The organism is Pseudonocardia sp. EC080619-01 (assembly GCF_001420995.1).
Taxonomy (GTDB): Bacteria; Actinomycetota; Actinomycetes; order Mycobacteriales; family Pseudonocardiaceae; genus Pseudonocardia.
Genome location: NZ_CP012184.1, coordinates 1,475,065 through 1,493,435, shown reverse-complemented (window position 1 = coordinate 1,493,435; position 18,371 = coordinate 1,475,065). Strand labels below are relative to the sequence as shown.

Below are 18,371 nucleotides of genomic sequence, written 5' to 3'. Positions count from 1 at the left end.
CCCGGACGGGCGAAAGGAAGGGAGCGTGTCGGTCGCCTCGGATCGGACGTCCGGAGCAACCCGGGCGGGACTCAGTACTCGTCGGGGCGGATGCCGCCGACCGGGCCGAGCCCGGTGGTCGTCGTGCCCGAGCCGGAGTCCTCGGCGCTCTCCGCCGCGCCCTGCTCCTCCTCGGACGGGACGTCGGCCGCGCCGGTGCTCGCGCAGGAGTCCTCCACCGACTGCGGGGCGGTCGAGGCCGGCTCCGGCGCGGCGGACGACGACGGTGCCCCCGACTCCGACGACGACGGGGCCTCCGACGACGGGGCCGCCGGTGCCGGCGCAGGTGCCGGGGCGGCGAGCGCCGGGTCCGGGGGCGGCGGCGGGTCGGCGATCGCCCCGCGGACGACCTCGCGCATGTAGTCGGCGTCCGGGTCGGCGGTGACGAAGTAGCCGGTCGAGGAGTTCGGGTCCGGCAGTGACGGGTCGAACGCGACGCTCTCCAGCCGGAAGCCCTCGTCGGCCAGCACCGCCAGCGACGGCAGCACCTGCTGCGGCATGTCGGTCGAGACGTTGTCCCGGGTCACCGCGGCGATGCTCTGGAACCGGCCGATCAGCTCGGTCGCGCTGGTCTCGCTGATCACCGCCTGGATCAGGCAGCGCTGCCGCCCCATCCGCTGGTAGTCGGTGCCGTCCCGGCGGGACCGGGCGAACCACAGCGCGTCCTCGCCGTTGAGCGTCTGCATGCCCGGGGGGATGTAGCGGTCGGGCGTGACGTACCGGCCGAAGGCGGTGACCCCGCCGACCGGGATCGGCTCCTGCCCGACGTTGACCGTGACCCCGCCGACCGCGTCGATCATCGACGAGAACCCGGCCATGTTGACCTCCAGGTAGTAGTCGATCGGGAGGCCCGTCATGTACGAGATCGTCGACTGCAGGAGGTTGAGGCCGGGCTCGGCGGTGGGCGTCGGCGGCGCGATCTCCGGGTTCTGCTCGCCGTAGGCGAAGACGCCGTTGAGCAGGTAGTCGCCGGACAGCGGCTGCGAGGAGTCGTGGAAGCCGTCCGGGAACTCCTCGGCTGCCGGTGACCCCGGCGGGAACTCGGCACGCTGGATGTTCCGGGGGAGGCTGAACAGGGTCGTCCGGCCGGACCGGGTGTCGATGCTGGCGACCATCATCGTGTCGGTACGGGTGCCGCTGCGGTCGTCGCCGGCGTCGCTGCCGAGGAGCAGGACGTTCAGCCGTGGCTTCCCGAGCGCCTCGGCCGCGGACGTCCCGCCGCCCTGGAACAGGGAGTCCAGCAGCCCGCGCTGGGAGTTCAGCAGCTCCACGCCGTACCCGAACGGCACGGCGACCGTGAGGCACAGGAGTGCCGCGGTCCCGGTGCCGATGATCTTCTGGCCCAGTGGCAGCGTCCGTGGCCGCGCGAGCGCGTAGGTGCGGGCGACCTGGGCGATCCAGCCGATCCCGCCGAGCACCAGCGCGCCCGCGATGACGGTCAGCGTGGTGGTCGACAGCAGGTTCTGCAGCAGGACGGACCGGCGCGTCAGCAGCACCAGGACCGCGAGCCCCACGACGACCGCCAGCAGCGTGCCGAGGATCAGCCCGCCGGTGCGGCGACGGCGCAGCGCGAGGTGCCCGCTGCCGGGGAGGACGGTCGAGGCCGCGGTGAGGCCGAGCGCGGCGCCGAGGGAGGCGCGCGCGGTGTCGAGGGTCCGCCGGCGGCCGGGGGGACGGTCGTCCTCCTGCCGGTCCTCGTCGGCGGCGCCCGGCCGGCCGGTGCGTCCCGGTGCGACGGCTCCGGGTGCGGCCCCGGCCGCGGCTCCGGCCACGGCGGTGCCGCCTCCGGCGCTCGCCGCGGCCGCGGCGGCACCCGCAGCGGGGGCCGCGCCGCGGGGCGGGCGGGCCGGCGCGGGGCGGCCGGGGCGGTCCGGCGGGCGCGCGCCGTCGGGACCGGGCTCGCGCCGGGTCGCGTCGGCGGGACGGGCGGGCGGGGCCGCCGCGGCGGCACGGGTGGGGGCGTCGGCCGGGCGGCCCCGGCCGGGAGCACGGGGACCGGGCGGGCCACCGGGTCCTGCGGGCGTACCGGTGGTGCCCGGTCCGCCAGAGCGACCGGGTCCGCCCGGTCCGCCAGAGCGACCGGGTCCGCCCGGACCACCGGACCCGCCGGGCCCACCGGACCCGCCGGGACCACCGGGCGCAGCGGGCCCACCGGACCCGCCGGGGCCACCGGGCGCACCGGGTCCACCGGAGGGCCCGCCGGGGCCACCGCCCGGACCACCGGGCCCGGGGGCCGGTCCGGGACGGCCGGCCGGTCCGCCGGGTCCGCCTCCGGGGCGCACCGGAGGTGCGCCGGGGGGCGCGCCGGGGCCGCCGTTCGGGGTGTTCGGGCGTGCGGGCGGGGGGCCCGCCGGGGGAGGGGGCTCCCGGCGGGAGCGGCGCGGGACCACCGGCAGCTCACCGCTCAGCCGGGCGGCGCGGTCGCGCTCCTCCGGCGGGACGTCGGGCTCGGCGGCGCGGTGCCGTCGTCGTTCGGCCGCGGCCTCCGGACGGCCGGGGGTCCGCAGGGTCTCGCCGATGCCGCGGCTGGCGGCGCGGATCGAGCGGATGTCGGTCGGGCGGCTGTCGCTGTGCCCGCTGGACGCCGTGTCGCGTGCCCGGCGGGACCAGGCCGCGGCCCGCTCGGCCTCGGCCGCGGCGTCGCGCTCGCGGCGGCGCAGCCAGGGTGAGTCGCCGTCGTCGTCCGCGTTGCCGGGGCCCTCCGGGCCACCGGGTCCGCGCCGGGGGCCGGGCGCGCGGTCCCGCCCACGTCCGGGGGGCGGAGTGCCGGGGCGCTGCTCCGGACCGGTCGCCGCCGGGGGGCGGGGCTCACCGGGGGACCGGCGGTCCCGCGGGCCACCGGACGGCGGCCGTCCGCCCGGGGGCGGGCCGGGACGTCCGTCGGGGGTGCCGCGAGGGGGCCCGGGAGGTCCGCCGGGAGCGTCACCCCGGGACTCGCCGCGCAGGTGCGGTCGGTCGTCGCGGCGCGGGCGCCCGTCGTTGCGGGAGCGGCCGGAGCGGCCGGGAGGAGGGGTGCCGTCAGGCGGTCGGTCGTCCACTCGGGCACCCCCTTCACTGATCGGCACGGATGGGTACCTGTGACGGCTGTGGAACCGGCACGGTGCGTGTGCCCGGCGACGGCTCCGGCGCCCGGGTCACCCGAGAGTACTTGCCGTGATCGTGATCTCGGTGGCCGCCCACCCACCCCTGTGGGTGTCTCCGGACAGGGTGGACATACCCGTCACTGGTAGGAGACGAAGACCGGTGACTCGGGGCGGACGTCGTAGGTCCGGCGGGGTGTGAACGTCGGTGTGTCCTCGTCGAGGAAGTTCTTCCAGCCCCACCAGAGGCCCTCCGGCCGGGGTGCCGAGTGCAGCACGTTCCAGGTGTCGAGCTTCTCCTGCGGGGTGCCGTAGCCGTCGGCGTGCAGCACGGTCGCGAGCTCGGGGTGCGAGGTGACGACCGCCTGCCGGTCGGCGATCATCGGGACGCGGAACTGGTGCATCAGGAACACCTTCTGCGGCAGCCCGCGTTCCCGGACCAGCCCGGCCAGCCACGCCGACGTGGCGTTGACCTCGGCCGCGTCCACCGATCCGATCTGGTCGCCGTGCCGCTGCCCGGGTTCGAGCCGCCACTCCGGATCCAGGGCCAGGCCGACGTGCGGCTGGGCCAGCAGCTCGGTGTAGCGCTTCGCCTGGGTGAGGAAGTCGGCGCGGCCCGGCTGGAGGTCGATGACCACGTAGACCCCGGCCTTCCCGGCCTCCGTGACCCACGGCCGCAGCTCGTCGACGCTCATCTCCGCCGAGTAGTCGCCGTCCGCCCCGGGGACGCTGTCGGCCACCGTGGCGATGATCTCGAACGCCGGGACGACGGGCTCGCGCACCAGCGGCTGGAAGTCCGCGGCGAGGTCCCGGGCGCGGGCGATCGAGCGGGGCAGGTCCTGCTCGCCGAGCACGCCCATCGACGGGGTGCCGGGATGACCGTAGAGGGCCGCCATCCGGCGTCCGGGGAACACCTCGGTGCCGCCGCCCGGTAGCTCGGGCACCGGCGGCGCGGCGTCGGCGGGCGGCGCGGCGGGCGCGGGCGGCGGGGGCTCCGCGGCGGCGGGTGGATCGGACGTGCAGCCGGCGAGGACGGCGCACAGCGCGAGCACCGCGGTGAGGACGGCGGCCGGCCGCACGCGGGCGGACGACCGGTGACGGAGGGAACGGGACACCGGGACACGAAGGAGAGACACCGGTCACCAGGTTAGGTGACGGGCCGGGTTCCGGCCGTGCGGAGCGTGACGGCGTGTCGCCGCTCCGGAGTCCACGCCGTCCGCAGCGGTGGCGGGGCCCTACCGGGGCAGGACGGGGCCGTCCGGCCCGTCCTCCGGGCCGCGCTGCGGCCGCGGCGGTCGTCCGCGCAGGATGCGCTTCAGCCCGGCGGTGTGGCGGCGGCTCACCGGCAGCTCGACGGCGGTCGGCCCGTTGCCGAGCCGCACGACGTAGCCCGAGCCCGCCATCCGCAGCTCCGTGATCAGCTGCAGCGCCACGAGGTAGGCCCGGTGGATCCGCACGAACCCGGCGTCGCCCCAGCGGTCCTCGAGCACCGACACCGGGATCCGCACGAGGTGGCTGCCCTCGGCGGTGTGCAGGCGGGCGTAGTCGCCCTGGGCCTCGACGAACCGGATCGACGACCGCGGGACCAGCTTCGTGGTGCCGGCCAGCTCGACCGGGACGACCTCGTCGTCCGTGGTGGCGACCGGGGCAGGTGCCCCGCGACGGACGGCCGGGCCGGGTGCGCCGTGCGGGACGGGCGGGGCGCCGGGGGGCGGCCCGGCGGCGTCGGCACGGCGCGCCGCACGCAGCGCGACGGTCCGGTCCAGCGACCCGGACAGGCGCTCGCTGCGCAGCGGCTTGAGGAGGTAGTCGACGGCGCCGACCTCGTAGGCGTCGACGGCGCGGTCGTCGTGGGCGGTCACGAAGACCACCGGCGGCGGGTCGGCCATCGCGTTGAGCACCCGGGCGAGCTCCAGGCCGTCGAGGCCCGGCATCCGGATGTCCAGGAACACGACGTCCACGCCGGGCGTGGAGCTGTCGGACTGCGAGCCGTGCAGGATGCGCAGCGCCTCGGTGGCGTCCGGCGCGGTCAGCACGGTGTCCACCCGCGGGTCCTCGCCCAGCAGGTGGGCGAGCTCGAGGAGGGCGGGCTCCTCGTCGTCGACCGCGAGGACGGTCAGCAGGTTGCCGGTCCCCGCGGGCGCCGGGGCCTGCGGCGGCTCGGGGCTGCGGGACTGCCCGGGCAGCCCGATCGGCCGGTGGTGGCTCGCGCCGTACTCGGGAGGCGCTCCGTACCCGGTGACGCCGGAGACGACCGGCGTCGCACCGGAAGCGTGCCCACCCCGCGCGTGGCTGTACACGGCTCCTCCTTGCCGCGGGCCCGTCGCCCGCTGACCGGTGACTGCGGGCACACCGTAGCGAGACTGCGCAGCGTCACCGACGGCCGGTCCTCCGTCCGGGCCTCCACGAACCGGGGTGGGCCGTTCCCGTGGCGCCGGTCGCGCTCCGTGAGATGGAGGTGCGGCGGACCGGGTGACGGTCCACCGGACGGTGCCCGGAGCCGTGCGGGGCGGCGTCGTGGCTGGTCGGGCGGACGGTACGGCCCCCGCCGATCGGACGGGGTACGGGCACGCCGGATTGTGGCACCGGGTGCCGAAACGATAGCGTGCGTGAAGCCCGTCACGTGACGACGTGACGTGACAGCGACCACGAGCACCACGGACTGCGAAGGGGCAGGCATGGCGAGCACGAAGGACTGGTTCGAGACGGTCGCGGAGGCGCAGCGCCGGGCGCGCAGGCGCCTCCCGAAGTCGGTCTACTACGCGCTGGTGGCCGGGGCGGAGCAGGGCATCACCCTCGCCGACAACGTGGCCGCCTTCGACGAGATCGGTTTCCGCCCGCACATCGCGGGCCTGCCGCCGCAGCGCGAGCAGAGGACGAGCGTCCTCGGACAGGAGATCGACTTCCCGGTCGTGATCTCGCCGACCGGTGTCCAGGCGGTCGACCCGGAGGGCGAGGTCGCCGTCGCGCGGGCCGCGGCGAGCTCCAACATCCAGAACCCGCTGAACCCCGAGCAGACGGTCTCGACGGCGATGGGCCTGTCGTCGTTCGCGTCGCGGTCGGTCGAGGACGTCTGCGCGGTCAACGACAAGGTCTTCTTCCAGGTCTACTGGGCCGGGTCCCGCGAGGACATCCTGGCCCGCGCGATGCGGGCGAAGCGGGCCGGCGCCAAGGGACTGATCGTCACCCTGGACTGGACCTTCGCCACCCGGCGCGACTGGGGCAGCCCGCCCATCCCGGAGAAGATGGACCTCAAGGCGATGATGCAGTTCGCGCCCGAGGTGATCAACAAGCCCCGTTACCTGCTGGACTGGGCCCGCTCCGGGAAGCTGCCGGACCTGAAGACCCCGAACATGGCCCCGCCGGACGGTGGCGACGCGCCCACGTTCTTCGGCGCCTACGGCGTCTGGTGGACCAGCCCGCTGCCGACCTGGGAGGACCTCGCCTGGCTGCGCGAGCAGTGGGACGGCCCGTTCGTGATCAAGGGGATCATGCACCCGGACGACGCCCGCCGGGCCGTCGACGCCGGCGCCACCGCGATCTCGGTCTCCAACCACGGCGGCAACAACCTCGACGGCACCCCGGCCGCGATCCGGGCGCTGCCCGCCGTCGTCGACGCCGTCGGTGACCAGGTCGAGGTGCTGATGGACGGCGGGATCCGCCGCGGCGCCGACGTCGTCAAGGCGCTCGCGCTCGGCGCCCGCGCCTGCCTGATCGGGCGTGCGTACCTGTGGGGGATGGCCGCGCAGGGCGAGCGCGGCGTCACCAACGTGCTGTCGATCCTCTACAAGGGCATCGACGAGGCGTTGCTCGGGCTCGGCAAGTCGTCGATCCACGAGCTGAGCCGCGACGACCTGATCGTCCCGGAGAACTTCACGCGGACCTCCAAGCTCTGACCGCGGTCCGCCGGCCCGGTGCACCACGTGTGGTGTGCCGGGCCGGCGCTACACCGGGAAGGCGACCTTCGTCAGCTCCTCGGCGCGCTCCCACAGCGCCGCCTGCACCCGCCGGTCGTGCGACGCGGCCGTCGACCCGACCGGGCGTGGGTGCCCGCGGGCCTCGCCGATCCCGTCCGGGCCGATGTAGGCCCCGCCGGGCAGGTCCGTGACGGTCGCGGCGAACAACGTCGGCAGGGCACCGGCCGCGGCGGGCTGGGCGACGATCCGGTTCAGCACGCCCATCACCGCGTCCTGGACCGACTCCGTCCGCGACTGCAGGTTCGTCGCGGAGTAGCCGGGGTGGGCCGCCGTCGACCGCAGCCGGGAACCCGCGGCGACGAACCGGTGCTCCAGCTCGTAGGCGAACATCAGGCAGGCCAGCTTGGACTGGCCGTAGGCGGTCCAGCGCTCGTAGCGGCGGCGCCGGAAGTTCAGGTCGTCCAGGTCGATGCGGCCGATCCGGTGCATCACGCTGGACAGCGTCACGACGCGGTCGGTGATCCGGTCGGCGAGGAGGCCGGTCAGCGCGAAGTGCCCGAGGAAGTTCACCCCCAGCTGGGTCTCGAACCCGTCGGCGGTGCGGCTCTGCGGGACCGCCATCAGCCCGGCGTTGTTGACGAGCACGTCGATCGGTCCCTCGACACCCGCGGCGAACTCCCGCACCGACGTCAGGTCCGCGAGGTCGAGCCGCCGCACCGTCGCCGCGCCGCCCAGCTCGCCGGCGACGGCGTCCCCCTTCGCCGTGTCGCGGACGGCCAGCACGACGCGGGCACCCGCGTCGACCAGCGCGCGTGCCGTCTCGAGACCCAGGCCGCTGTTCGCGCCCGTGACGACCACGGTCCGGCCGGACTGATCGGGGATGTCGGCGGCGGTCCAGGGAGCGGGTGAGTTCCGGAACACGGGGGGCTCCTTCGCGGACGGGGGCGGGATCGCTGCGTCCGGTCTACCCGTTCCCGCCGGCCGCTGCCCGTCACGGAGGGGTGGGACCGGTGCGGGCCGCGGAGCGGGGGCGCGGGCGGGGCCCGGGAGCTGCTCTGGGTGGAGGGGGTTCTGTGGATTCGCTGCCTGAGGAAGCGATTCCGCGACAGGGGTCCTCCGGGGTGGGCAGCGGAGCGGGGGCGCGGGCCGGGCTCGGGAGCTGCTCTGGGTGGAGGGGGTTCTGTGGATTCGCTGCCTGAGGAAGCGATTCCGCGACAGGGGTCCTCCGGGGTGGGCAGCGGAGCCGGGGCGCGGGCCGCGCCCGGACGCGAGTGGACCCGGGGCGGCGGCGCGGACCGGCGCCGCCGGGCCCGATCACCCCACCGGGCCCGATCACCCCACCGGGCCCGGCCGGCCCACGGGATCCGGACTCTGGTCCCCGGCGCCGGCCCCGCGCCGCGCGGTGAGCGCCGCGTCGAGCAGCAGGAACAGGATCAGCGAGACCCCGAGCACCGGCAGGACGATCCCGACGACCACGGCGAGGCCCGCGAGCAGCGCCACCGACGCCGGTGACGGCCGCTCCCGCGAACCGGGCGGTCCCGCCCCGGCCCCGCGCACCGCGGGCCTGCGCAGCCACCACATCCGGTAGCCCCAGACCACCAGGACGATCAGGGCCAGCGCGAGTGCCGCCAGCGCGATCATGTTGACGGTCCCGAAGAGCAGACCCATGTGGGCGTCGACGCCCCAGCGGGCCAGCTTCGCCGCGACCGGCCAGTCGGCGAACGCGAGCCGGTCGGTGACGACGCCGGTCGCGGGGTCGACGGCGACCGAGTCCTGCTGCTCCGGCCAGCTCCGGACCGCCTGCTGCACGCGCCAGGCCTCCCCGGCGTCGCCCGGGGCGATCTCGACCGGCCCGCCGAGGCCGTCGGCGCGGGCGGCGTCGAGGACGCGCTGTGCGGTGGCCGCCGGGTCCGTGCCCGCGGACCCGCCGGGGCTCCCTGTGTCCCCGGAGCCGCCGGAGCCGCCGGGCGCCGCGTCCGGCAGCGTGCTGCTGACCGACGGTGTCGTCCAGTCCATGGCCTGGCGCAGCTGGGTGACGTTCGACCCGGCGAACAGCGACCAGGTCAGGCCGGTGGCGGCGAGGAACAGGAACCCGACCGAGGCCCAGAGCCCCACCGCGCCGTGCCAGGAGCGCAACCGCGCCCGCTGCGAGCCGGCGGCCCGCGGGACGAACCGGTCGCGGCGGGCCCGCACCCGCCGGCTCAGCTGGACGACGAGCCCGGACAGCGTCAGGACGGCCAGCCACGAGGCGGCCAGCTCGGTGTACACCTGCCCGGGCGGCCCGAGCAGCAGCGACCGGTGCAGGTTGTCGATCACCCCGCGGACCGGGAGCCACTCGGCGTAGGTGTCCAGCGTGGACACCGGCTGCGCGGTGTAGGGGTCGACGAACACCGTCCGCGCGTAGCTCTCCGGGAGATCGGCGTCGAACGAGACGCGGGTGGTGGTCCCCGGCTCCGGTGACGGCCTGACCTCCGTCACCGTCAGGCCCGGCTGGGTCGCGAGGGCCGCCGAGACCTGGTCGCCGATCGGCCGCTCCGGCCCGGACACGGGGACCGTCAGCGCGTCGGCGTGCACCCACCGCTCGATCTGCGGCGACACCGTGTACAGCAGCCCGGTCACCGCGGCGACGAGCAGGAAGGGACCGACGAACAGGCCCGCGTAGAAGTGCACCCGGGTGATCAGGGGCTTCAGCCCGCGGAACAGCGGCCCGCGCTCCGGCGGCGGGGTGGGCGCGCCGGGCCGGGTCTCGAGGTCGGCGCTCACCAGCCCGCCACCATCGCGGCGAGCATCACGACCATGCCGACGCTCATCACGGCGTGGCAGGCGGCGTCGGTGCGGGCACCGAGCCGGGACGCCGCCGGTGTGGCGGCCGGGCGCTCCGCGAGCACCGTCGCGGTGCCGGCGGCCGCGCTGTCCGCGCGGGCCGGAACGTCGGAGTCCACGCCTGCCGGGGCGGCCGCCGTCGCGGCGTCGGTGCCGGGCGCGCAGCCGTCCGGGCAGCCGACCGCCGCGCCGCCGGTGACGTCGTCGTCGGGGGTGAAGGGGTCGCCGGAGCGGGTGCCGTGGCTCAGCGCGCGCACCGCCCAGAACCCGGCGACGGCGAGCAGCGCGGCGCACAGCACGACCGTCGCCGCGACCGCCCAGCCCGCCTGGCCCGCGTGCATCGCGTGACCGGCGTCGCCGGAACCCCCGCCGTGGCCGGCGTGGCCCGCGTGCCCGCCGCCACCGGACGACGCGGCGGCCACCGGCATGATCACCGGCATCGCGGCGAGCATCCAGACCATCGCCGCCGCCATCAGCGCGTGCGCCGCGCCGGCGACCGGCCCGGTCGGTCCGCAGTGGATCCCGCGAGCCGCGGTCACGACGAAGAACAGCGCGAAGACCGCGAAGAGCGCGATCTGGACGGCGAGACCGGCGGTGCCGGACCAGGTCCAGGTCATCAGGACCATCGCGGCGCTCATCACGACGTGGGCCAGCTCCGCGGTGCGGTGCGCCGCCGAGCGCCGTGCCGACACGGCCTCCGACCAGCGGGCCAGCGCGTAGCCGCCGGTGGCGGTGAAGAGCGCGGTGAGCGCCCACGCGAGCGGCACGGACGTGATCACGTGTCCTCCTGGGTCGTCCGGGACGTGGGCCGCGGTCGCGCGGTCACGTGGAGGAGTGGTCGTCGCCGGAACGATCGTGGTTCCCGGTGCGACGCTCGTCACGTGGGCCCGGGACGTCCGGGCGCCGGCTCAGCTCGGTGCGGAGCGTGCCGCCCGGCCGGCGCGTTCCGTGCGGGTCCCGCCGTCGGCGTCGAGCGCCCGGACCAGGTCCTCCCGGGCCCGGGCGACCCGGGACCGGATGGTGCCGACCGGGCACCGGCAGACCTCGGCGGCCTCGGCGTAGCCGAGATCGAGGACCTGGGTGAGGACGAACGCCTCCCGCCGGTCCGCGGCGAGGTCGTCGATCAGCGCGCGGAGCAGCACCGCCTCGTGGGCGCCGGTCCGCGGGAGCGCCCGCTCGATCACCTCGGCGGTGTCCTCGCCCAGGTCACGGGTGCGGGGGCGCCGCACCGCCGTACGGACGGCGTCCACCGCCACCCGGCGGGCGACCGACAGCAGCCAGGTGCGCGCGCTGGACCGGGCCTCGAACGTCGGCAGGGTCCGCAGCGCCCGCAGGTAGGTCTCCTGGGCGAGGTCCTCCGCGTCGGCACGGCCGTTCAGGTGCACCAGGAACCGGTGCACGTCGGCCTGTGTCGCCCGCACGAACGACGACAGCGCGGCCTGGTCGCCGGCGCCTGCGGCCAGCGCCCACGCCGTCACCGTGGCATCGTCGGGACGTCGGGACACGGGGCCACGGTAGCCCGCCCCCGACGGCCCGCGTCCGCCGACCTGGTGACCGTCCGCGAGATGGGATCACGTTCGGTGATCGACCGGAGCTGTCCGGACAGACCCGGGCGCCGATCCCGGCTCCCGGGCGATCATGTCCCGGAGCACCGCCATCCCGGCGTGCACCTCGGCGAACGAGGTCGACAGCGGCGCCGGGCCGATCCGCAGCCCGTCCGGCTCCCGGAAGTCGGGGATCACCCCGGCCGCGTGCAGCGGCGCGAGCAGGCCGGCGAACCCGGGGCGGGTGAGCATGACGTGGCCGCCGCGGTGCCGCGGGTCGCGCGGCGAGGCGACGGTGACGCCGAGCGGCTCCAGCCAGGCGTCGGCGAGGTCCAGCACGTACGAGGTGAGCCGCAGCGACTTCTCCCGGACCGCACCGGTCCCGGCCTCGGCGAGCATCTCCAGCGAGACCTGCAGCGGCACCGTGGCGAGCACCGGCGGGGTGCCGGACAGCAGCCGCCGGATCCCGGGATCGGGCGCGAAGTCCGCGTCCATGGCGAACGGCTCGGCCCGGCCGACCCAGCCGCGGACCGGGTTCTCGATGCCGGGCAGCAGCCCGGCGCGGGCGTAGCCGAACGCGGGGGCGCCGGGCCCACCGTTGAGGTACTTGTAGCCGCAGCCCGCCGCGAGGTCGGCGCCCCAGCGGTCCAGCTCGACCGGCACCGACCCGGCCGAGTGCGACAGGTCCCACAGGACGAGTGCGCCCGCGTCGTGCGCGATCCGGGTGATCGCGGCGGCGTCGGCGATCCGGCCGGAGCGGTACGCGACGTGGCTGAGGCTGACCAGCGCCGTCCGCTCCGACACGGCCGCGGAGACCTCCTCCGGCGTGATCCCGCCGGCCGGGTCCGTGTCGATCCGGCGCAGCCGCAGGCCGCGCTCGGCGGCGATCCCGGCGAGCAGGTCGCGGTCGGTGGGGAAGTCCGCGGCGTCGGTGACGATCTCGTCGCGGCCCGGCCGGAGCGCGACGGCGGCCCGGGCCAGCTTGTAGAGCAGCACCGTCGTCGAGTCGGCGACGACGGTCTGTCCCGGTGCGGCCCCGAGCGCCAGCGCGCCGAGCCGGTCGCCCAGGTCCTCCGGCCGGGTCCACCAGCCCTCGTCCCAGCCGCGGATCAGCCGGGTGCCCCAGTCCTCGCGGACGAAGCGGGCGAGCCGCTCGGCCGTCGCCGCCGGCGGGCGGCCGAGCGAGTTGCCGTCGAGGTAGGCGACGACGCCGGGGGCCGGGGCGAACCGGTCCCGGAACCGGGCGAGCGGGTCGGCGTCGTCGTGGGGAGCGGGATCGAGCGGGCCGGTCACCCGGCGCAGTCTGCCGGTGCCCGCACGCTCCCGCCGCCCGGGATCAGCCGGCGATCCGCCCGGCGAGCAGCCGGAACGCCGGGGTCGGCAGCTCCGGCGCCAGGTCGACCGCGCAGGTGCGGGCGAGGATCTCCAGGGTGCGGGGGCAGGCCGTCGGACCGTGGTCGATGTCCGCGTCGACCGCCGCGTACTGGTCCAGCGCCGGGTGCACCGGGTTGCGGGCCTGCAGCGAACGCCAGTTCGTGTAGACGTGGCGGCCGGTGTCGATCAGCCGGTGCACGCCGCGGTTCCCGGCGAAGGCGGTGGCCGACCGGACCGGGTCGGCCGCCCCGTCGAACCGCACGGCCAGCCCGGCGGCGGCGAGCGGGTCGTGGTGCGGGACCGGCTCCAGGTCCTTCCGCGACGCCAGCGCGTCGAGGACGATCGTGCGGTGCCGGCGGCGCCGGGCGATCTGCCGGTCGAGCCCGGCGAGCTGCGGGCGCAGCACCGCCGCGGACAGCTCCGGCATCCGCAGGTTGACCCCGACGATCAGGTCGGCGTCGTTCCCGGCCCAGCCGGGCCGCTCGTAGCTGCCGACGTCGTGGTACATCGACGCCCGCTCGAACAGCGCGGCGTCGTTCGTCACCAGCGCCCCGCCCTCACCGGCGCGGATGTTCTTGTGCTGGTTGAAGCTGAAGCAGCCGGCGTGCCCGATCGAGCCCACCTTCCGGCCGCGGTAGGACACACCGATCGCCTGGCACGCGTCCTCGATCACGACGAGGTCGTGCGCGGCGGCCACCTCCATGATCGCGTCCATGTCGGCGACCTGGTTGCCCATGTGCACCGGCACCACGGCGCGGCTGCGCGTCGTGATCCGGTCCTTGAGGTCGGCCGGGTCCATCGTCAGCGACCCGTCGATCTCCACGAGCACCGGGACGGCGCCGACGGCGAGCGCCGCCGCGGCCGTCGACACCCAGGTGTAGGCGGGCACGAGCACCTCGTCGCCCGGCCCGATCCCGGCACCGACGAGCGCGGCGACCAGCGCGCTGGTCCCGCTGTTCACGGCCAGCGCGTGCCCGGTGCCGACGTGGGCCGCGAGCTCGCGCTCGAAGCGGGCCACCTCGGACCGGTCGCCGCCGGTGAACCGGCCCAGCTCACCCCGTCCGAGCACGCGGACGGTGGCGGCCATACCCCTTGCGGTCGTCGCCGCGGCGGCGAGTCCCATAATTGTCCTCCTGGACCGCTTCACCGGAGCTCTTCCGGCGAGAATCGGTCGAACGCAACGAAACACACCCGATTCGGGTTCCGCACAACCCTGCGGAACCGGACAGACGGTACCGAGCACGTCTGTCCCCTGCCCCCGGGGGACACGACCGGAAGGATCCGCGCCGCAATGCTCATCGACACCCGACGAGCGCTCCCCGGTTCCTGGTTCGAGGCCGAGGTCTGCGTGATCGGCAGCGGCCCGGCGGGTGCCGCGGTCGCCGCGGAGCTCGCCGACCGCGGCCTGCGCGTCGTCGTCCTGGAGGGCGGCGGCCCCGGCCTGGGACGCACCGCCCGCGACACCTACCGCGGCGTCACCGGCCGGGGCGCGCACGACCCGGTCGACGCCGTCCGGCAGAAGCGGCTGGGCGGGACCTCGATCGTCTGGGGCGGGCGCTGCGCCCCGCTCGACGACGTCGACTTCGCCGAGCGCGACTGGCTGCCCGGCTCCGGCTGGCCGATCTCCCACGACGAGCTGCAGGGCTGGTACGCGGTCGCGCAGCGGCACCTCGACGCCGGTGCCTGCGAGTACTCCGCCGCCTCGTCCGGCTTCCCGCTCACCCCGTCCGGGGTGTCGTCGGACGTCCTGCGCTGGGACGACCTGTGGCGCTGGAGCCCGCCGACGTCGTTCGCGCCGCGGGTCGAGGCGATGGCGAGGGCCGGCCGGATCCGGCTGTTCCTGCACGCCACCGTCACCCGGCTCGAGCGCGACCCGGTGTCGGGGGCCGCGACCGAGGCCGTCGTCGTACCGCGTCCCGGGCTGGAGGTGCGGGTCCGGGCCCGGCACTTCGTCGTCGCCGCCGGCGGCCTGGAGTCCACCCGGATCCTGCTCGCCTCCGACGGCTACGGCGGCACCGGCATGGGCACCGGCATCGGCGACGAGTACGGCCAGGTCGGCAGGCACTACATGACGCACCCGGTCGGCGAGGTCGGCCGGCTGCGGCTGACGAAGGCCGGCCGGTCGCTCGGCCTCGGCTACCTCCCGACCGACGACGGCGTCTACGCCCGCCGGATGCTCTCGCTCACGCCCCGGGCGCAGGCCGACCACCGGCTGGGCAACCTGAAGGCGGCGCTGTGGTTCGCCGACCCGAAGGACCCCGCCCACGGCGACGCGCTGCTGTCCACGTTCGCCCTGACCTACTGGGGGATGGGGCGGATCCGCACCGGGTTCAAGGCGGCGGGCACGCACGCCCAGTACGCCCGCACCACCGGCATTGGCAGGCACGTGCGCAACGTCGCGGCCGACCCCCTGCGGGTGGCCCGCTTCGCCCGCGGGTGGGTCCGGCCCCGGATCACCGGTGAGCGGCGGGTCCCGTCGTTCATGCCGCTGGACACCGGGCACTGCCGGCTGCGGTTCGACGCCGAGCAGACCCCGGACCCGGCCAACCGGGTCACCCTGGACCGCGAGCGGGACGCACTGGGGCAGCACCGGCTGCGCGTCGACTACCGGGTCTCCGCCGCCGACCGGGACGCGATCGCGACCTCGCTGACGCTCATCGGCAAGGAGCTCGAGCGGACCGGCCTGGCGCACGTCGACCTGTCCGACGTCGAGCAGGTGCACTCGATGGACATGACCGACGGCACGCACCAGATGGGCCTGCTGCGGATGTCGGACTCGCCGCGCACCGGTGTCGTCGACCCGGACTGCCGCGTGCACGGCACCCCCAACGTGCACATCGCGTCCAGCGCGGTGTTCCCGTCGGCCGGGGCGGTCGGTCCGACACTGGCGCTGGTCGCGCTGGCCTGCCGGTCGGCGGAGGGCATCGCGCTGGAGTCCTGAGCGGCCCGGTCGGTGCACCGCCGTCAGCCCCGCAGCAGGGTGACGCCGGTGCCCGCCGCGCCGTCGAGCGCCGCCCACAGGGCGTCGAGCGGGAGCGGCCGGTCCCGGGTCCGGGTGATCACCGCGTGGCACGGCGTCGGCACGAACGGGAACGCCGAGGACAGGCCGGCGACGCTCTCGCAGAGCCGCCGGGCGGTACCGGCGAGCGTCCGGACGTCGAGCCCGGGCAGCACGAGCAGGAACTCCTCGCGGCCGACCCGGACCGGCCGCCCGGTGGCGCCGGTGTGCCCGCCGAGCAGCCGGGCGACGCCCTGGAGCACCGAGGACTCGGCCCGGAACCCGTGCATGCGGTTCACCGTGCCCAGGCCGTGCACCCGCAGCAGCACCAGCCCGAGCGGCAGCGTCCCGGGCGCCGAGCCGTGCATCCACCGGTCCAGGAACGCCCGGGTGGGCAGGCCGCTGCGCGGATCCCGCTCGGCGCCCGGCTCGTGCGCGTCGAGCCGGTTCTCGGCCAGGTCGGCCCGCCGGCGCTCGTCCGACAGGCTGCGCGCGAGCCGGTCCGCCGCGGCGTCGTAGCGGTGGTCGGTGGCGGTGCCGGGGATCGGGACGACGCGGGACAGCACCTCGTCGAGCGCGCCGGTCCGGCGGGGTCCGAGCCGCGGCCCGAGCTCCCGGCGCAGCCGCAGGAGCTCGGCGTGCGCGTCGGAGTGCCGGAACGACCAGCGTGCGGTGAACAGCCGCCCGCGCTCCAGCGACCGGGCCGACCCGTCGACGGCCTCCAGGTCGTGCGCGACGACGGTGGCCCCGGACCGCGGGGTGAGCACCGTGACGCTCCACTCCCGGGCCGCCGGTTCGCCGTCGGCGAGCGGGACGTAGCCGAGCCCCGGTGGGAGGCCCTCGGGCGGCTCCCCGGCGACGGCGACGACCGCGCCGTCGCCGCACCGCTCGGCGATCCGGGCCCACGTCCCCAGGTGCGGTTCCAGGTAGCCGGCGCGCTGCACGAGCCCGACGACGGCCGTGGGACGGTCCCGGGACGGGGCGAGCGCGAAGTCCTCGACGGCACGGGAGACTGCGGCGAGCAGCGGAGTGGTGACCGTGCGTGAGGGTCGACCCGCGTCGTCGGCGACGGTGACGGGCTCGGGACCGGCTCCGCGCACTCACACCTCACACGTTTGCAGTAACGCCTTTGTAGTGACCGGCGCAGCCCGTGTCCTGCCGAGGTGACCTATGTCGCGTCGGAACGCCGCAACAGTGCAGCGGCGAGTACGGCTCCGACCACGAGGAGTGCCGACGCGATCGTCATCGCGACCCCGAACCCCGGGCCGAACGACGCCGCGTCCGCCGGCCCGTCGCCCCGGATGCCCGCCACGGCGGGCACGACGGCGACGGCCAGCAGCCCGGCCGCCCGTGCGATCGCGTTGTTCACCCCGGAGGCGACGCCGGCGTGCCGGTCGGAGGCGGCGTCGAGCACGGCGGTCGTGAGCGGGGCGACGGCGGCGGAGAGCCCCAGCCCCACCAGCGCGGTCGCGGGGAGGACGTCGAGGAGCCAGCTCGCGCCCGCGTCGAGCCGCCCGGCGAGGAACGCACCCGCTGCGGCCAGCAGCAGCCCGGTCGTCACCAGCGGGGCCGGTCCGGTCCGGGTGGCGAGCCGCCCGGCGCGCGGTGACAGCAGCAGCATGAGGACGGTGACGGGCAGCGTCGCGGTGCCCGCCAGCAGCGGCGAGAACCCGGCCACCACCTGCAGCTGGACCGCGATCAGCACGAACAGCAGCGACAGCGCCGCGTAGACGGCGACGGTCACGAGGTTGGCGCCGGTGAACCGGCGGCCCGCGCTGCCGGTGAACAGGTCCGGCGGCACGAGCGGGGACGGGCTGCGCCGCTCCGCCAGCGCGAAGGCCACCAGCGCGACCACGCCGGCCGCGCCCGCGGCCCACACCGCCGGGCCGGGCGTCCCACCGGTCCCGGCCGCGGTCCCGGCCCAGGTCAGCAGTGCCAGCCCGGCCACGGCGAGCACACTGCCCGGGAGGTCCGGACGGTGTGGCGCCTCCGGGTCGCGCGACTCCGGCACGTGCCGCAGCGCGACCGCGACGACGACCGCCGCGAGCGGCAGGTTGATCAGGAACACCGCCCGCCAGGACCACTCGACCAGCGTCCCGCCGACGAAGGGGCCGAGCGCCCCCGCGACCCCGCCGAGGCCGGACCAGGCGCCGATCGCCGCGGCGCGGTCGGCGCCGTGGAACGACGCGGAGATCAGCGCCAGGCTGCCCGGCGTGAGCAGCGCCCCGCCGACGCCCTGCAGCGCCCGCGCGACCGCGAGCAGTTCCACGGTCGGGGCGAGCGCGCACAGCAGGGACGCGACCGCGAACCACACGGCCCCCGTCACGAACACCCGGCGCCGCCCGAACCGGTCACCCAGCGAGCCGCCCAGCAGGATGAGCCAGGCCAGGGTGAGGGTGTAGCCGTTGACCGTCCACTGCAGACCGGCGAAGCCCGCGCCGAGCTCCTCGCCGATGCGCGGCAGCGCGATCGTGACGACGGTGTTGTCGAGCATCGCCATGCCCGAGCCGAGGACGCAGGCGAGGATCACCCACCGCCCCGCGGCGGTGCCGGTGCGCAGTCCGGTGTCGGTCACGCGGGCCTCAACGCGTGCCGC

General features: G+C 76.3%; 13 protein-coding genes. 2 read left to right on the top strand and 11 right to left on the bottom strand.

Annotation, left to right across the window (positions count from 1 at the left end; all coding sequences use genetic code 11):
- Nucleotides 1–71: 71 nt before the first annotated feature.
- From AD017_RS37185 to AD017_RS06845, 3 genes are all read right to left on the bottom strand, one after another.
- Nucleotides 72–3,077 carry an LCP family protein gene (locus AD017_RS37185; RefSeq protein ID WP_060573565.1) on the bottom strand — a complete coding sequence of 1,002 codons (3,006 nt, stop codon included), beginning with the start codon at nucleotides 3,075–3,077 and terminating at the stop codon, nucleotides 72–74.
- Nucleotides 3,078–3,259: 182 nt separating this feature from the next.
- Nucleotides 3,260–4,198: a hypothetical protein gene (locus AD017_RS35190; protein WP_060573563.1), complete on the bottom strand. Its 939-nt coding sequence runs from the start codon at nucleotides 4,196–4,198 to the stop codon at nucleotides 3,260–3,262.
- Between the two features lie 156 nt (nucleotides 4,199–4,354).
- Nucleotides 4,355–5,239 (bottom strand): LytTR family DNA-binding domain-containing protein, encoded by an 885-nt coding sequence (locus AD017_RS06845; protein ID WP_082538392.1) that lies wholly within the window; start codon nucleotides 5,237–5,239, stop codon nucleotides 4,355–4,357.
- A 558-nt stretch (nucleotides 5,240–5,797) separates the two neighbouring features.
- Between AD017_RS06845 and mftD the strand changes: the two genes are divergently transcribed.
- Entirely contained in the window at nucleotides 5,798–7,015 is a 1,218-nt protein-coding gene (gene mftD, locus AD017_RS06840) for a pre-mycofactocin synthase MftD (RefSeq protein WP_060573560.1), read from the top strand.
- A gap of 48 nt (nucleotides 7,016–7,063) precedes the next feature.
- On the opposite strand, the gene AD017_RS06835 is transcribed toward mftD, so the two are convergent.
- The 6 genes from AD017_RS06835 to AD017_RS06810 all read right to left on the bottom strand — a co-directional run bounded on the left by AD017_RS06835 (nucleotide 7,064) and on the right by AD017_RS06810 (nucleotide 13,864).
- The gene (locus AD017_RS06835) at nucleotides 7,064–7,957 is read right to left on the bottom strand and encodes an oxidoreductase (protein WP_010235877.1); all 894 of its coding nucleotides are present in this window, start codon (nucleotides 7,955–7,957) and stop codon (nucleotides 7,064–7,066) included.
- Between the two features lie 411 nt (nucleotides 7,958–8,368).
- On the bottom strand, nucleotides 8,369–9,799 hold the full coding sequence (locus AD017_RS06830) for a PepSY domain-containing protein (protein WP_060573557.1): 1,431 nt from the start codon (nucleotides 9,797–9,799) through the stop codon (nucleotides 8,369–8,371).
- A complete protein-coding gene (locus tag AD017_RS06825; protein WP_060573556.1) occupies nucleotides 9,796–10,638 on the bottom strand; it encodes a DUF5134 domain-containing protein in 843 nt (280 codons plus the stop codon). The genes AD017_RS06830 and AD017_RS06825 overlap by 4 nt, the downstream gene beginning before the upstream one ends.
- 129 nt (nucleotides 10,639–10,767) lie before the next feature.
- Nucleotides 10,768–11,364: a sigma-70 family RNA polymerase sigma factor gene (locus tag AD017_RS06820; RefSeq protein ID WP_060573554.1), complete on the bottom strand. Its 597-nt coding sequence runs from the start codon at nucleotides 11,362–11,364 to the stop codon at nucleotides 10,768–10,770.
- 66 nt (nucleotides 11,365–11,430) lie between these two features.
- Nucleotides 11,431–12,696: a kynureninase gene (locus tag AD017_RS06815; protein WP_060573552.1), complete on the bottom strand. Its 1,266-nt coding sequence runs from the start codon at nucleotides 12,694–12,696 to the stop codon at nucleotides 11,431–11,433.
- A gap of 43 nt (nucleotides 12,697–12,739) precedes the next feature.
- Nucleotides 12,740–13,864, bottom strand: coding sequence for a DegT/DnrJ/EryC1/StrS aminotransferase family protein (locus AD017_RS06810; protein WP_060573550.1), 1,125 nt, complete (start codon nucleotides 13,862–13,864; stop codon nucleotides 12,740–12,742).
- Nucleotides 13,865–14,068: 204 nt separating this feature from the next.
- Here AD017_RS06810 and AD017_RS06805 point away from each other — a divergent pair, with 204 nt between their 5' ends.
- The gene (locus AD017_RS06805) at nucleotides 14,069–15,718 is read left to right on the top strand and encodes an FAD-dependent oxidoreductase (protein WP_060573548.1); all 1,650 of its coding nucleotides are present in this window, start codon (nucleotides 14,069–14,071) and stop codon (nucleotides 15,716–15,718) included.
- A 23-nt stretch (nucleotides 15,719–15,741) separates the two neighbouring features.
- Here the strand turns inward: AD017_RS06805 and AD017_RS06800 are convergent, their stop codons facing one another.
- Both AD017_RS06800 and AD017_RS06795 read right to left on the bottom strand, forming a co-directional pair.
- Nucleotides 15,742–16,875, bottom strand: a complete 1,134-nt coding sequence (locus AD017_RS06800) for a DICT sensory domain-containing protein (protein WP_060573547.1) — start codon at nucleotides 16,873–16,875, stop codon at nucleotides 15,742–15,744.
- 68 nt (nucleotides 16,876–16,943) lie between these two features.
- Nucleotides 16,944–18,350 (bottom strand): MFS transporter, encoded by a 1,407-nt coding sequence (locus AD017_RS06795; protein WP_060573545.1) that lies wholly within the window; start codon nucleotides 18,348–18,350, stop codon nucleotides 16,944–16,946.
- Between the last annotated feature and the right edge of the window lie 21 nt (nucleotides 18,351–18,371).